At 42.0% G+C, this 13,226-nt stretch carries 12 protein-coding genes and 2 rRNA genes; 8 read left to right on the top strand and 6 right to left on the bottom strand.

What is annotated here, in order from left to right; all coding sequences use genetic code 11:
- Nucleotides 1-41 precede the first annotated feature (41 nt).
- The 4 genes from folE2 to zapD all read left to right on the top strand — a co-directional run bounded on the left by folE2 (nucleotide 42) and on the right by zapD (nucleotide 2,896).
- Nucleotides 42-989 carry a GTP cyclohydrolase FolE2 gene (folE2, locus tag DKT75_RS00085; protein ID WP_109821401.1) on the top strand — a complete coding sequence of 316 codons (948 nt, stop codon included), beginning with the start codon at nucleotides 42-44 and terminating at the stop codon, nucleotides 987-989.
- A gap of 129 nt (nucleotides 990-1,118) precedes the next feature.
- On the top strand, nucleotides 1,119-1,442 hold the full coding sequence (locus DKT75_RS00080) for a DUF2853 family protein (protein WP_109821400.1): 324 nt from the start codon (nucleotides 1,119-1,121) through the stop codon (nucleotides 1,440-1,442).
- A gap of 64 nt (nucleotides 1,443-1,506) precedes the next feature.
- Nucleotides 1,507-2,100: a dephospho-CoA kinase gene (gene coaE / locus DKT75_RS00075; RefSeq protein ID WP_109821399.1), complete on the top strand. Its 594-nt coding sequence runs from the start codon at nucleotides 1,507-1,509 to the stop codon at nucleotides 2,098-2,100.
- Between the two features lie 34 nt (nucleotides 2,101-2,134).
- Nucleotides 2,135-2,896 (top strand): cell division protein ZapD, encoded by a 762-nt coding sequence (zapD, locus tag DKT75_RS00070; RefSeq protein ID WP_158278759.1) that lies wholly within the window; start codon nucleotides 2,135-2,137, stop codon nucleotides 2,894-2,896.
- A gap of 75 nt (nucleotides 2,897-2,971) precedes the next feature.
- On the opposite strand, the gene clpB is transcribed toward zapD, so the two are convergent.
- Nucleotides 2,972-5,554: an ATP-dependent chaperone ClpB gene (gene clpB, locus DKT75_RS00065; RefSeq protein ID WP_109821397.1), complete on the bottom strand. Its 2,583-nt coding sequence runs from the start codon at nucleotides 5,552-5,554 to the stop codon at nucleotides 2,972-2,974.
- Nucleotides 5,555-5,882: 328 nt separating this feature from the next.
- Between clpB and DKT75_RS00060 the strand changes: the two genes are divergently transcribed.
- On the top strand, nucleotides 5,883-6,815 hold the full coding sequence (locus DKT75_RS00060) for an AEC family transporter (RefSeq protein WP_109821396.1): 933 nt from the start codon (nucleotides 5,883-5,885) through the stop codon (nucleotides 6,813-6,815).
- A gap of 20 nt (nucleotides 6,816-6,835) precedes the next feature.
- Nucleotides 6,836-7,798: a pseudouridine synthase gene (locus DKT75_RS00055; protein WP_211665093.1), complete on the top strand. Its 963-nt coding sequence runs from the start codon at nucleotides 6,836-6,838 to the stop codon at nucleotides 7,796-7,798.
- A gap of 12 nt (nucleotides 7,799-7,810) precedes the next feature.
- On the opposite strand, the gene DKT75_RS00050 is transcribed toward DKT75_RS00055, so the two are convergent.
- Nucleotides 7,811-8,482 (bottom strand): HAD family hydrolase, encoded by a 672-nt coding sequence (locus tag DKT75_RS00050; RefSeq protein ID WP_109821395.1) that lies wholly within the window; start codon nucleotides 8,480-8,482, stop codon nucleotides 7,811-7,813.
- Between the two features lie 324 nt (nucleotides 8,483-8,806).
- Between DKT75_RS00050 and DKT75_RS00045 the strand changes: the two genes are divergently transcribed.
- Nucleotides 8,807-9,727 carry an AEC family transporter gene (locus DKT75_RS00045; RefSeq protein WP_109821394.1) on the top strand — a complete coding sequence of 307 codons (921 nt, stop codon included), beginning with the start codon at nucleotides 8,807-8,809 and terminating at the stop codon, nucleotides 9,725-9,727.
- 6 nt (nucleotides 9,728-9,733) lie between these two features.
- Here the strand turns inward: DKT75_RS00045 and leuA are convergent, their stop codons facing one another.
- Nucleotides 9,734-11,374 (bottom strand): 2-isopropylmalate synthase, encoded by a 1,641-nt coding sequence (leuA, locus tag DKT75_RS00040; protein ID WP_109821393.1) that lies wholly within the window; start codon nucleotides 11,372-11,374, stop codon nucleotides 9,734-9,736.
- A gap of 170 nt (nucleotides 11,375-11,544) precedes the next feature.
- Between leuA and DKT75_RS00035 the strand changes: the two genes are divergently transcribed.
- Nucleotides 11,545-12,033, top strand: coding sequence for an Lrp/AsnC family transcriptional regulator (locus DKT75_RS00035; protein ID WP_109821392.1), 489 nt, complete (start codon nucleotides 11,545-11,547; stop codon nucleotides 12,031-12,033).
- A gap of 168 nt (nucleotides 12,034-12,201) precedes the next feature.
- Here DKT75_RS00035 and DKT75_RS00030 read toward each other — a convergent pair whose 3' ends face one another.
- From DKT75_RS00030 to DKT75_RS00020, 3 genes are all read right to left on the bottom strand, one after another.
- Entirely contained in the window at nucleotides 12,202-12,540 is a 339-nt protein-coding gene (locus tag DKT75_RS00030; RefSeq protein WP_109821391.1) for a DUF952 domain-containing protein, read from the bottom strand.
- Nucleotides 12,541-12,859: 319 nt separating this feature from the next.
- Nucleotides 12,860-12,975 (bottom strand): 5S ribosomal RNA (gene rrf, locus DKT75_RS00025).
- Nucleotides 12,976-13,119: 144 nt separating this feature from the next.
- Nucleotides 13,120-13,226: ribosomal RNA gene (locus tag DKT75_RS00020) — 23S ribosomal RNA — on the bottom strand; the annotation flags it as partial.

Below are 13,226 nucleotides of genomic sequence, written 5' to 3'. Positions count from 1 at the left end.
ATAATCTCCCTTTACGACAGATATTTTTAAAGGCTAAAGCCATGAGCAATACCATGCCAGACATCGCCAATGAACCCCACACTGGCCCAAATAGTTTACTCAACTGGGTCGGTATGAGCGAAATTGAAATGCCCATTCGTATTCTCAATGGTAATGGCGACAACATGCAAACGGTTGGTCGCATACAAGCTTATGTCAATTTGATTGACCCTAAGAGCAAAGGCATTCATATGTCTCGTCTCTACTTGGCAGTTGATCAAATGATGGGAAATGAAGTGCTGAACCCAAAACTACTTCATAAGATTGTGAAGCAGTTTGTGCAAACGCATGATGGGATTAGCAACAACGCTTACCTTGAATGTCGCTTTGAGTACTTAGAACGTCGTAAAGCGTTAGTAAGTGATAATACCGGTTGGAAAGGCTACAAAGTACGTACCATTTGTGTGTATCGTGATGGTGAGATCAGTACAGAGTTGAGTGTTGAAGTACCGTACTCATCGACCTGCCCTTGTTCTGCTGCGCTAGCGCGCGACCTTATCCAGCAAGGTTTTAGTAAGGCATTTGGTACTGAAGGCTCAGTGTCGTTGGAAGATGTTCATGCTTGGCTCGGTACTAAAGAAGGCATTAGCGCAACACCTCATAGCCAGCGAAGTCTGGCACAAGTACGAGTGAAACTAGATGAGTCGGTTGATAGCCTTCCTATTTCTGCACTCATTGACCGTATTGAAGATGCCTTGCAAACACCTGTTCAAGCCGCAGTAAAGCGCGAAGATGAGCAAGAGTTCGCACGTCTTAACGGTCAGAACTTGATGTTCTGTGAAGATGCTGCAAGACGTTTACACGAAGCTCTCGATACTGACAGTACATTGAAAGACTTCTGGGTGCGTGTGAACCACTTAGAGAGCTTACATCCTCATGATGCTGTTGCGATTGTGGTTAAAGGCTTAGAGGATGGCTATCGCGATGATCCAAGAGAGTTTCCTCACTAGGTCAATTCTAAACCTTTGGTAATATAGCTAATGCCATTCGTCATTGCACAGAAAGCAATCACTAGGCCAAGCAATTTAAACTGCTTCTTTTGTGCCCAATTGAGTGCACGCTGAGTATTGGAGGTTGCAATGGCTGATGTTATTGAGGCGATTGAAGATATACAAAAGTATGACAAGAAATATGATGAGCAACTTGTCACTAGTATTTTTAGAAGCCTAGGCCCTGTTGTTTATAACAAAGATACACGTTATATCGCGTGTTCTGACGCTTATGAACTAGAAATGGTGCGTGATGGTTTTCTGAAGCGACAGCTTGGCATCAAAGATAGCGATGAAGAAATAGAGCAAGTAATGTCAGATATCTGTGAGTTAATGTCAAACTCCGAGTATAAACTTCGCGTTACTTTCTACTATCTTCTTGTTATTCACTATAAAAAACAGGCTCAGTTTTAAGCGATACAGCCTCTGTCTTTTATGCTAATTTAATCGCTAATACGGATTTTATAGCGAGTGACAGATGTTAAAAGTTGGGCTAACAGGCGGCATTGGTAGCGGTAAAAGTACCGTCGCAAAAGTACTACAAGCGAAGGGGATAACGCTTGTGGATGCAGATAAAATCGCTCGTGAAGTTGTCCAACCGGGGGAGCTAGCATTACAAGAGGTAGCCGAAGCTTTTGGTAGCGATATTCTTTTAGCCGATGGTAACCTTGACAGGACTTCGCTTAAACAACGTATTTTTTCAGACCCGCTCGCTAAAACTCAGCTTGAAAGCATCCTTCATCCGCGTATTCGACAGCGTATTTTAGAGCGCGTCGAAGAGGCTACCGACACGCCTTATGTAGTCGCTGATATTCCGCTACTCGTTGAAAATAATTACCCTCAATACTTCGACCGTGTGATCGTTGTCGACTGTCCTGAAGAAATTCAGATCGCTCGCGTTCAAGCACGTGACGAAATGAGTAAAGCACAGATCCTAAACATTATGGCTAGCCAAGCTACACGGAAAGACCGTAATGCTGCGGCCACCGATATTATTGATAACAGCGGTGACTTAGCCTCATTAAAAATGCAGATTGAGAAACTGCATGAGTCGCTTTTATCTCTGCTATAATCTGCGCACGTTTGTCCCACATAAGAGTCCTCCTATGGCTGTTTACGAACATCCACTAAACGAAAAAATTCGCTTATTTTCACGATTGGAATTTTTAATCCATCGTTTTAACTTCTATATGAAGCATCCTGAGCCAGAGAACTGTCACTCAGCGTTGATCGTATTGTTAGAGCTATACAATCTCTCTTCTCGGTTAGATGTGAAAAGCGCGACGCTTAATGTCTTGGATTGGCAAAACCAAGCCCTTCAGCGCATGGCTGAACTGGAAGGATCGGACCAAGAAAAGCTGAAAGAGGTTCTGGACAAGTTAGACAACCGTGCTAAGAAACTACATGAGTTCCGTGGGCAACTGGGTCAACACCTTAAAAGTCACAGCTTTTTAAATATGCTAAAGCAGCGTGCCATGATTGCGGGTGGTGTTAATGGCTTTGACCTCCCTATTTTTAACTTTTGGTATACACGTCCTGTCGAAGAACGTATTGCTGATCTTGAAGGTTGGGTTGAGCCATTTAAGATAGCGCATGATGCGATTGATATCGTCTTAGAACTTGTACGCCAAAGTGGTGCTAGTGTTAACCAAGTCGCTCGCGACGGTTTTTACCAGTCAACGTTGAATGGTGATCGAGAGTTCCAAATGTTACGTATTGAACTGCCTGATGATGCGCTTTACTTCCCAGAAGTGAGTGCGGGTAAGCAGCGTTTTTCGGTGAGATTTGTTAATGCAGATTTATTGGAAGAGCGTAGCAAGCAGATTGTTGAAGACGTTGAGTTTTCATTAAAGATTTGTTCGTTGTAATACTTCATTTATTCAAAAGATGTAGGCAAAAAAAGGGCGGCCAAAGCCACCCTTTTTCACTATCTATCACGCTTCTTACTTATCAAATACTAGCTGCTCGCCGGCAAGATGCACTTTAATCTCGTCACCACTAGCAAACACACCTGACAAGATCTTATTTGCCAATGGGTTCTCAACATACTGTTGAATCGCGCGCTTCAACGGTCTTGCACCGTAAACAGCATCAAATCCACTCTCCGCAATAAAGTCCATTGCATCATCAGCGAAGCTAATCTTCATCTCACGATCAGCAAGTCGTTTAACCAACGTACCTAGTTGTATACCCGCAATCTGACGAATCTCAGCTTTATTTAACGGATGGAATACCACGGCATCGTCAACACGGTTAATGAATTCAGGACGGAAGTGCTGGCCAACAATCTCCATTACCGCTTCCTTCATTGCATCGTAGTTTTCTTCGCCTGTTAGCTGCTGGATCACTTGCGAGCCGAGGTTAGAAGTCATGATGATCACAGTGTTGGTAAAATCAACCGTGCGCCCTTGCCCGTCTGTCAAACGTCCGTCATCCAATACCTGCAATAGAATATTGAATACATCGGGATGTGCTTTTTCAATCTCATCTAATAAGACGACCGAGTAAGGCTTACGGCGAACCGCTTCCGTTAGGTAACCGCCCTCCTCATAACCCACATAGCCCGGAGGCGCACCGACTAAGCGTGACACCGAATGCTTCTCCATAAACTCTGACATATCGATACGAACCATCGCATCGTCAGAGTCAAACAAGAAACCCGCTAACGCTTTAGTTAACTCAGTTTTACCCACACCGGTTGGGCCTAAGAACATAAACGACCCCATCGGACGATTAGGGTCAGAAATCCCTGCACGTGAACGGCGAATCGCATTAGATACCGATGTTATCGCTTCTTGCTGGCCAATGACCCGCTTTCGCAATAGCTCTTCCATTTGCATCAACTTGTCGCGCTCGCCTTCCATCATTTTGGAGACGGGAATACCTGTCCAAGCAGACACTACATCGGCAATTTCATTTTCAGTAACTTTGTTACGTAGCAACTGATTTGGCATGCTGGATTCTTCAGCTTGCGCCGCATCTTCTAGCTGCTTCTCAAGCTCAGGTATACGTCCATACTGAAGCTCAGACATACGCTGTAAGTCACCTTCACGACGTGCTGATTCCATTTCTATACGAAGTTTTTCAAGCTCTTCTTTGATGTGCTGTGAGCCTTGAACAGCTGCTTTTTCAGCATTCCAAATTTCATCAAGATCAGCATACTCACGCTCTAGCTCTGCAATCTGCGTTTCTAAATCTGTTAGGCGCTTTTTCGATGCATCATCATCTTCATTTTTTAGTGACTCACGTTCAATTTTCAACTTAATCAAGCGACGATCAAGCTTATCCATCGACTCAGGTTTCGAGTCAATTTCCAAACGAATACGTGATGCAGCCTCATCGATTAAGTCAATGGCCTTATCCGGTAGCTGGCGGTCAGTAATATAACGATGAGATAACGTCGCTGCCGCAATGATTGCAGGATCAGTAATGTCGACACCATGATGCACTTCGTAACGTTCTTTTAAACCCCGCAAAATCGCAATAGTGTCTTCAACCGTAGGCTCATTGACTTGAATTTTTTGGAAACGACGCTCTAGTGCAGCATCCTTTTCAATGTACTTGCGATACTCATCTAGCGTTGTTGCACCGATACAATGTAGCTCACCACGCGCAAGGGCTGGCTTGAGCATATTACCCGCGTCCATTGCACCTTCGGCAGCACCTGCACCCACTAAGGTATGCAACTCATCGATAAATAGAATCACATTACCGTTGGTTTTAGAAATGTCGTTTAAAACGGCTTTTAAACGCTCTTCGAAGTCACCACGAAACTTAGCACCGGCTAATAGCGACGCAAGGTCTAACGATAATAGTCGTTTACCTTTAACGCCTTCAGGTACTTCACCGTTAACGATTCGCTGCGCTAAACCTTCGGCAATCGCAGTTTTACCCACACCCGGCTCACCGATAATCACAGGGTTATTTTTAGTACGACGTTGCAATATTTGTACCGCACGACGAATCTCTGCATCACGACCAATGATTGGGTCAATTTTACCCTGAGCCGCACGCTCAGTGAGATCAACCGTATACTTGTCTAACGCTTCTCGTTGATCTTCTGCATTAGGATCATCAACATTTTGGCCACCACGAATATCATCGATCGCTTTTTCAATAATGGCTTTGGTTGCGCCATTGTCTTTTAATATTTCGCCTAACTTTCCTTTCTCTTGTGTCGCAGCCAAGATAAACATTTCTGTCGAAATATACTGATCACCGCGCTGCTGGGATAGCTTGTCCGTCACGTTTAATAATCTATTCAGATCAGAAGAAACGTGCACATCACCCGCATCGCCACCCGTTACAACAGGTAGTTTATCGATTTGCTCATTCATCTGTGAGCTGAGTGCATTAATATTGACGCCTGCCTTACCTAACAAACCACGCGCAGAACCACCTTCTTGCTCTAATAGAGCTGACATAAGATGTACTGGCTCCATGTGCTGATGATCACGGCCTAATGCAAGCGATTGTGCATCTTGTATTGCCAGCTGGAACTTGCTGGTTAATTTATCCATTCTCATTGCGAGTACCTTAATAAATTTCTAATATGCTATTAAGATATGGGAAAGTTTGTGTAATTCAATTGATTAAAATCAACCATGAGTGAAATATATTTAATCGCTTCTTTATTAACACTCACCTTGCTAGTCTTTTCTACAGCTTGTCTATATCTGCACCTTTCGTTATTCGTAAACCCTCCTATTACCTCATAGTCATGATGAATTATCTGCTATTTGCCAACATAGAAAAATTAAGAGGTGCTAAAATCAGAGTCATACATTAAGTTGATTGCGAACTTATCCAAATCTTGCCCGAAGACATCACTTCAGGTTTTTCTGAGACCCGCTAATGCTAGAAAATTTATTCTTCTCATTTGAAGTCACCGCACCTACTTTTTTAGTTATTTGCCTAGGCATCTATCTCAAGCGTGCTGGTCTTATTACCAATGAATTTGCAGATGTCGGCGCAAAACTAGTTTTTCAGGTCACCTTACCCTGCTTGTTATTTGTGAACTTAGTACAAGCAAATTTCAATGTATTGCCTGTCACTCTTATCGTCTATGCCCTCGTTGCAACCTTTTTTGTTTACCTCATATTAGACTTGTTGATTGCTCCTCTATTGGTAAAGCATGACCGCAGTGCCTTTGTACAAGGCTCATTTCGTAGTAACATGGGTATCGTTGGGCTAGCGTTTTGTTTGAATGCCTTTGGTCATGACATACTGAAAATTGCCTCTGTTTATCTAGCCTTTGTGACCATTCTTTATAATATTCTTTCACTGACCACACTCGCAAGACACCAAGGGGTTGCGGCAAGTCCTTCGAAGACGATACTGAGTATCATCAAAAACCCTATCATTATCAGTATTGTATTTGCGATTATTCTCTCTCAGTTAAAGCTTGAGCCACCGCATTATCTCATTAGTACTTTAGGCTATGTCGGTGGTATGAGTATGCCTCTTGCGCTGATATGTACGGGCGCCTCAATTCGTTGGAGAGATTTTCAAACATCCACTAACCTTTACTGGGCGAGTATCGCGAAGCTGATCATCATTCCTGCTGTAATTACGGCGGGTGGGGTTTTAATCGGCTTGCGTGGTGAACCATTGGGCGTGTTGTTTTTGATGTCCGCAGCACCTGCTGCATCCGCGGGTTATCCGATGTTACGTGCCGCAGGTGGAAACTATCACTTAGGGGCAGCTATTATCGCGACGACCGCAATAGCAGCCATCATTCCGATTACGCTTGGCTTGTTTATTTTACGTGGCTTTGAGCTAATCTAAGCCCAACTTAGTAACCCTTAATGAAAGATCACAATAATAATTCACGCACTCAAAAGCAAAAACTTGTTTCCCCATTGCCTATGCGTGACGGGGTGTCTGCAAGCCGTACTTGGCTGCCGAAGCCTGGTAGCGATAAAAGCATCACTGAGGTCTACGGTGAATGGCATACTATTCTAGATTTTTTAATAGACCGCTTTCCGTTTATCTCTGAAGCGATTTTTCGTGAGCGCATGTTGCGTGGTGATATTGTTGATCAAGATGGTCAGCCATATCATGCTGATAGTCTTTATCGTGCTGAGACGTTCTTATTTTATTATCGTGAAATTCCTGACGAGCCAGCCATTCCATTTAAAGAAGATATTTTGTTTCACGATAAAAATATTATCGTTGTTGATAAGCCCCACTTTATTCCAGTTACACCCACTGGACGCTATGTTAAAGAAAGCTTATTAAGTCGCTTAAAGCATCAGTTTCAATTAGAAGAAATTAGCCCAATTCACCGACTCGACCGTGAAACTGCTGGGGTAATTTTGTTTAGCTGTAACGAAAAGAACCGCGGTGCCTATCAAAACCTCTTTCAAAATCGCGAAGTCGAAAAAAGTTACGAGGCGATAGCACCAACGTCATCATTGGCCTTTCCTTTGACGCACAGTAGTAGGATGACTAAAGGTGATCCATTTTTCCTTATGCAGGAAGTGGATGGTGAAGCAAACTCCAAAACTGTCATGGATATGATTGAAACAAAGGATGGACTCTCACGCTACTTATTGAAGCCGGTGAGCGGTAAGCAGCATCAACTACGCGTGCACATGGCTTCAATTGGTTCGCCTATATTGAACGACCCATTTTACCCTGTGCTAGAGCCTAGCAAGGGAGAGGACTACTCAAGTCCTCTGCAACTACTCGCTAAAACGATTTCATTTACTGACCCGATTACCGGAAAAGAGCAGCACTTTGAATCACGCAAGCAGTTAATACTTTAAGCTGGTCAGCGCCTAATCAAGCAGTGCTTTAAGCGTATGAATAGTTAAACCATCGTAGTGGTCAGTTAAGGTACTAGAACGGTCCAAGAAAATACCTGTTAAGCCCGCTGCTTGAGCGCCGATGGCATCATTATTTAAGTTATCACCAACACAACAACATTCATTGGCTGGAAGGCCCATTTCACTGAGTGCTAATTCAAATATTTCACGGTTAGGTTTTCCTACCCCTGCTCGCTCAGCAGTGACTACCACATCAAATAAGTCACTTAGGCCAATCGCTTTAATTTTTCTCTGCTGCATGTCATCTGGGCCATTACTGATAACACCTAAACGTGCACCTGATGCCTTCAAGGCTTTTAATACAGCCAGTGTTTCAGGAAACAACGCGGTGCATTCTACGTAATGCTGCATGAAGTATTCAAAAGCTTCCAATGCTTCTGCCGCAGGTAACTCTGGCTTATCAAGCACGTAACGAATGCGTAGTATTTGTAATGCTGGAGCGGTAATTTCTGTGCGTAAAAAAGCAGGGTAGTATAGATTAAGGGCTTCATCCCACTTGCTATGACGGTCTTCTGGCAACGCTTTTGTGTAGTGTAAGTAAAGCTGATCGACAGCTGCTTTCGTTGAAATATCATCATCAACTAACGTATCGTCTAAATCAAAAAACATACCTGAAAACTGCATTGAAACATCCTTAAATTAATAGATTGCATCATTTACTACCCATAATTCGTAATAGCTTAGATGAAAAGTGTTGAGCACTTATAAGAACATAGCAGTATTTCTTGCGCTAGTTTAGGGGAGATAAATTCTTAATTTCTTTAACCCTAGTATTAGTTTAGCTTAGTGCCTAAATTTCTTATGCCTCAAGACTAGAGGCACGTTTCTGATAAGGGGAAATAGTCTGATTAATTTCTTAGACAAAGCCTGTAAAAGTACTAAACTCAGACTGATTAAATTCTAAGCTTTCAACTAGAAGTATGATTCACCCTCAGCAGGATAATCTTCATGTTTAGCAGTACTCTAATACCAGTCATTGTAATGATTTTGTTGGGTTTTATACTCAAGCACAAAAAAATTGTAAGTGATGCTTTTTGGAAAGATGCTGATCGAGCAGTTTATTATATTTTCTTGCCTGCACTACTGTTTAGCAATATATCAAGCATGAGCTTGGCCAAAGTATCGCTAGCAAAACTCTTGGCTATCATACTCATACTGTTATTTGGAGCCAGTTTCATCCTATTGGTGTTACAACGTATACAGCCAATAAATGCAGCAACGTTTACTTCTGTCTATCAGGGTGCCACTCGATTTAATTCTTTTATTGCCTTGAGCATGGTTTCGACTGCTTGGGTCTCACCTTTAGCACTTGAGGTTGCAGCGTTAGTTGTCAGTATCAAAGTAATATTACTCAATATTCTTTGCGTAAGTGTTTTTTCAAGCTATACCGCACCGCATCAGAGTTGGACAAAGAAGTTAGGGCTTATTTTTAAAAACCCGCTCATTAGCGCCTGTGTGCTCGGTTTATTAGTAAACTCGTTATCAATTCCCGTGCCAGTATGGTTACTTTCAAGTGCCGATATATTGGGTAAAGCATCACTTACATTAGGTGTCTTATCGGTAGGAGCTGGGCTAATTATTAATTTTCAGGGGTGGGTGTCTTACCCAACAATACTTGCAACAACGTTGAAGCTTTTGGTATTACCTGTTGCTGCTTATTATTTAGGACTTTGGTTTGAACTAGACTTAGTTAGTCATCAAGTATTGGTATTACTTTTTGCAATGCCGACAGCCATTAGTAGTTACATCTTGGCAGGGCAGTTAGGTGGTGATCAACCGATAATGGCAAAGATTATTACCATTGAAACAGTATTATCTGGGATAACAATGCTGCCAATCCTCGCTTGGATGGCAGCATCAAATAGCTAATGCCTGTTAACTGCGACTAAATGCCGTTAAAACAGCTTGTAATGCAGCAGCCGAGATATCTTCATTAACTGCAACAGCAGAGTAAGGTTTATCATCAACTAATACAGAAATACTCGCTAATGCTTGCGCTGTAGTCCCAGTAGACAAAGAACGCTCATCAAACTGAGTCACTTCAATAGACTTGTTATACGTTTTTGATAGCGCATCACACAATGCCTCAACAGCACCTGTACCGCCACCTTTCATGGTTGGGCCATCCTTAGTCAAAGCAAACTCTGCGGTAATTTGACCAGATTCAGTCTGAAGGTTGTAACGATTTAGAACCCACTCTTTACCTACCTCAATAAAGTGCTTTTCATAAAGTGACTTAATGTTAGCCGGGGAAATTTCCTCACCAGTAGTTTCTACTGCAGACTGTACGACCTGACTCAACTCTCCGTGCATCCACTTTGGTAACTCAATACCATAGTCACGCTCAAGTACCAATGCAACACCACCTTTACCACTTTGGCTATTGATACGGACAACAGCTTCGTAGTTACGACCGATATCTTCTGGGTCGATTGGCAAGTAAGCAACATTCCACTTATCAAGGTTGTTTTCCTTATGAAACTTGATCGATTTACGAATTGCATCCTGATGACTACCAGAGAACGCTGTATATACAAGGTCACCTGCCCAAGGATGACGAGGATGGACTATTAATTCAGTGCAATACTCAACAACATCAATGACTTCTTGGATATTTGAGAAGTCGATATTAGGGTTAACGCCTTGAGAATATAAATTCATACCCATGGTTACTAGGTCCATGTTTCCGGTACGCTCGCCATTCCCAAGTAATGTCCCTTCTACACGGTCAGCCCCTGCCATAACAGCTAACTCAGCAGCGGCTACACCACAACCACGATCATTGTGAGTATGAAGACTAATGCGTACCTGATCGCGCTGCTTTAGGTTACGACAGAACCATTCAACTTGGTCAGCAAAAATATTTGGCGTAGACATTTCAACGGTTGCAGGCAAGTTAATGATTACACCTCGACCATTTTCAGGCTTCCACTCTGCGATCACTGCATCACAAACTTCGACAGCATAGTCCATCTCTGTCCCAGTGAAACTTTCAGGAGAGTACTGGAATGACCAATCTGTCTGAGGATATTTCTCAGCATAATCACGGACATGTTTAGCGCCAGTTATCGCCATTGCTTTGATGCCATCACGGTCCAAACCAAATACCTGCTCACGCTGTACAGTTGAAGTAGAGTTATAGACATGCACAATCGCCTGTTTTGCTCCCTCTAATGATTCGTAAGTGCGTTTGATCAAAGACTCACGAGCCTGAGTTAACACTTGAATAGTGACATCTTCTGGAATCAAGTTTTCAACGATTAGCTTACGTACAAAGTCAAAATCTGGCTGTGATGCTGACGGGAAACCGACTTCTATTTCTTTAAAACCCATTTTCACTATTTGTAAAAATAAACGAGTCTTTTTATCCACATCCATCGGGTTAATAAGCGCTTGATTACCATCACGCAGGTCAACACTACACCAGTCAGGGGCAACGGTAATCTGCTTATCCGGCCATGTACGATCAGTTAATTTTAACGGCTGAAACGGAATATATTTTTTGTGATCAAACATTGTCATGTTCCTATTGGGTCAACGCTTAATGCGTATTTGTACGATATGTTTAGTTTAAGTTACTTAGCACGCAATTAGTAATCGAATAATTTACGATTAGACCTGATTGCACAATAATATTTTAATAAATAGAATAGAGTCATCTATTTATTGCGAAAGAGTACTCTTCAATGAAAAGTTCCATTCATTTAGACCGACTCGATATACAAATATTGCACGAGCTTCAACGTGACTCGTCACAGTCTAACCAAGAGCTAGCAGAAAAGGTTGGCCTTACTGCTGCACCTTGTTCACGTCGTGTAAAACAACTTGAAGAATCAGGTGTAATTACTTCTCACAGCATTCAAATAAACTCAAAAGCGATCAACCTTAATATGTTCGCATTATTATATATAAGTATGGATAAACACATACCAGAACGTTTTGAAGCGTTTGAACAAACGATTAGTGAAATACCGGAAGTGATTGAATGCTATATGATTACTGGAAATAGTGCGGACTACCAACTTAAAGTTGCTGTTCCCGATATGGATAATTACTACAAAGTATTGCTTGGGAAAATTACACGCATTGAAGGTGTTACAGGTGTGCACTCCTCCTTTATATTAAGAAAGGTAATTGAGCATGGCGCCCTGCCGCTTAACTATGTTTTGAACTAAACTTGAGATCTAGTGCTGAAAGCTGCGCTGTAAAAACCACTTTCAATAGAGGATGGAAACATTTCAATCAGCCAGCATCATTAGTATCTTGTTGTGTTCCATCATTTTCAATTAAGTCTCACGAATTAAAAGTAATACCATAGTCCTGATAATACTTAATTTTAATACTTAAATAATATGAGACATACCAAGCAACTCACCCTCTGGGCCCCAGTTTAAACTTACGACATCAATTACTGCTGCAGTTTGTATTTCGCCATAGATATGCGGGAAAAGTTCTTCTCCATCCGCTAAGTTTTCATAAATAACTTCAGACTCAAGTAAGTCAGTATCAATAACAAGCAAAACTAAATCACCTTGTCCTTCAAAGTAACTTTGGGCACCATTTTCAACTTGCGTGAGGTTTGCACAATGAATAAAACCATCAGATTCAAACTCTTTTGGCTCATACATTTCTTTATCTGAGCAACTTGCCCACACTGAACGCTCTGCAATATGATAAATCATTAGTAATTATCCTGTTATGCACATATACCTAAAGAACCGTAGTATATGCTTGGATGGGCCTAGGTTATATTAACTTTACCGCTTTTAAACATTATATTTGATGCCCTCAAGATCGGTGTATACCTTGTTTAAGTCGTGTTACCACTAGATATGGAAGGACCCATAATACCCACCTCTATATATGTACTAGTTCCTGTATTTATACTTCCTACCACTTTATATAAATGAGCAATCTAGCCCATTCCGTTACTTTCACTTTCTTCCAGGCATAAAAAAAGCCCTGTCACAGTATTATCTGTAAACAGGGCTTCCTATTAAATCTTGGCAATGACCTACTTTCACATGGGGAAACCCCACACTATCATCGGCGATGACACTTTTCACTGCTGAGTTCGAGATGGGATCAGGTGGTTCAATGTCTCTATGGTTACCAAGAAAACCGGTGTGTGATACCTGTTGTCAATACGTTAACCTCAGTCAACGGCCCACAACAGGCTCACGAATAAGTAATAATCTAGTAGCAGTGACCCACTATTGTCTGTTTGTCACATTTTCTCTCAACAAACCATTCAAGGTTATAGAATCAAGCCTCACGGGCAATTAGTACACCTTAGCTACATCCATTACTGGACTTCCACATGGTGCCTATCAACGTCGTAGTCTTCAACGGCCCTTTAGGGGAATCT

Source organism: Leucothrix arctica, assembly GCF_003172895.1.
Classification (GTDB): Bacteria; Pseudomonadota; Gammaproteobacteria; order Thiotrichales; family Thiotrichaceae; genus Leucothrix; species Leucothrix arctica.
Note: the sequence above shows the minus strand (reverse complement) of the source record. Positions and strands in the feature narration are given on the sequence as shown.

Bases quoted from the DNA above. Each gene is read 5' to 3' on its own strand.
- folE2 (WP_109821401.1), top strand. From the start codon at position 42: ATGAGCAATACCATGCCAGACATCGCCAATGAACCCCACACTGGCCCA.
- DKT75_RS00080 (WP_109821400.1), top strand. From the start codon at position 1,119: ATGGCTGATGTTATTGAGGCGATTGAAGATATACAAAAGTATGACAAG.
- coaE (WP_109821399.1), top strand. From the start codon at position 1,507: ATGTTAAAAGTTGGGCTAACAGGCGGCATTGGTAGCGGTAAAAGTACC.
- zapD (WP_158278759.1), top strand. From the start codon at position 2,135: ATGGCTGTTTACGAACATCCACTAAACGAAAAAATTCGCTTATTTTCA.
- clpB (WP_109821397.1), bottom strand. From the start codon at position 5,554: ATGAGAATGGATAAATTAACCAGCAAGTTCCAGCTGGCAATACAAGAT.
- DKT75_RS00060 (WP_109821396.1), top strand. From the start codon at position 5,883: ATGCTAGAAAATTTATTCTTCTCATTTGAAGTCACCGCACCTACTTTT.
- DKT75_RS00055 (WP_211665093.1), top strand. From the start codon at position 6,836: ATGAAAGATCACAATAATAATTCACGCACTCAAAAGCAAAAACTTGTT.
- DKT75_RS00050 (WP_109821395.1), bottom strand. From the start codon at position 8,482: ATGCAGTTTTCAGGTATGTTTTTTGATTTAGACGATACGTTAGTTGAT.
- DKT75_RS00045 (WP_109821394.1), top strand. From the start codon at position 8,807: ATGTTTAGCAGTACTCTAATACCAGTCATTGTAATGATTTTGTTGGGT.
- leuA (WP_109821393.1), bottom strand. From the start codon at position 11,374: ATGTTTGATCACAAAAAATATATTCCGTTTCAGCCGTTAAAATTAACT.
- DKT75_RS00035 (WP_109821392.1), top strand. From the start codon at position 11,545: ATGAAAAGTTCCATTCATTTAGACCGACTCGATATACAAATATTGCAC.
- DKT75_RS00030 (WP_109821391.1), bottom strand. From the start codon at position 12,540: ATGATTTATCATATTGCAGAGCGTTCAGTGTGGGCAAGTTGCTCAGAT.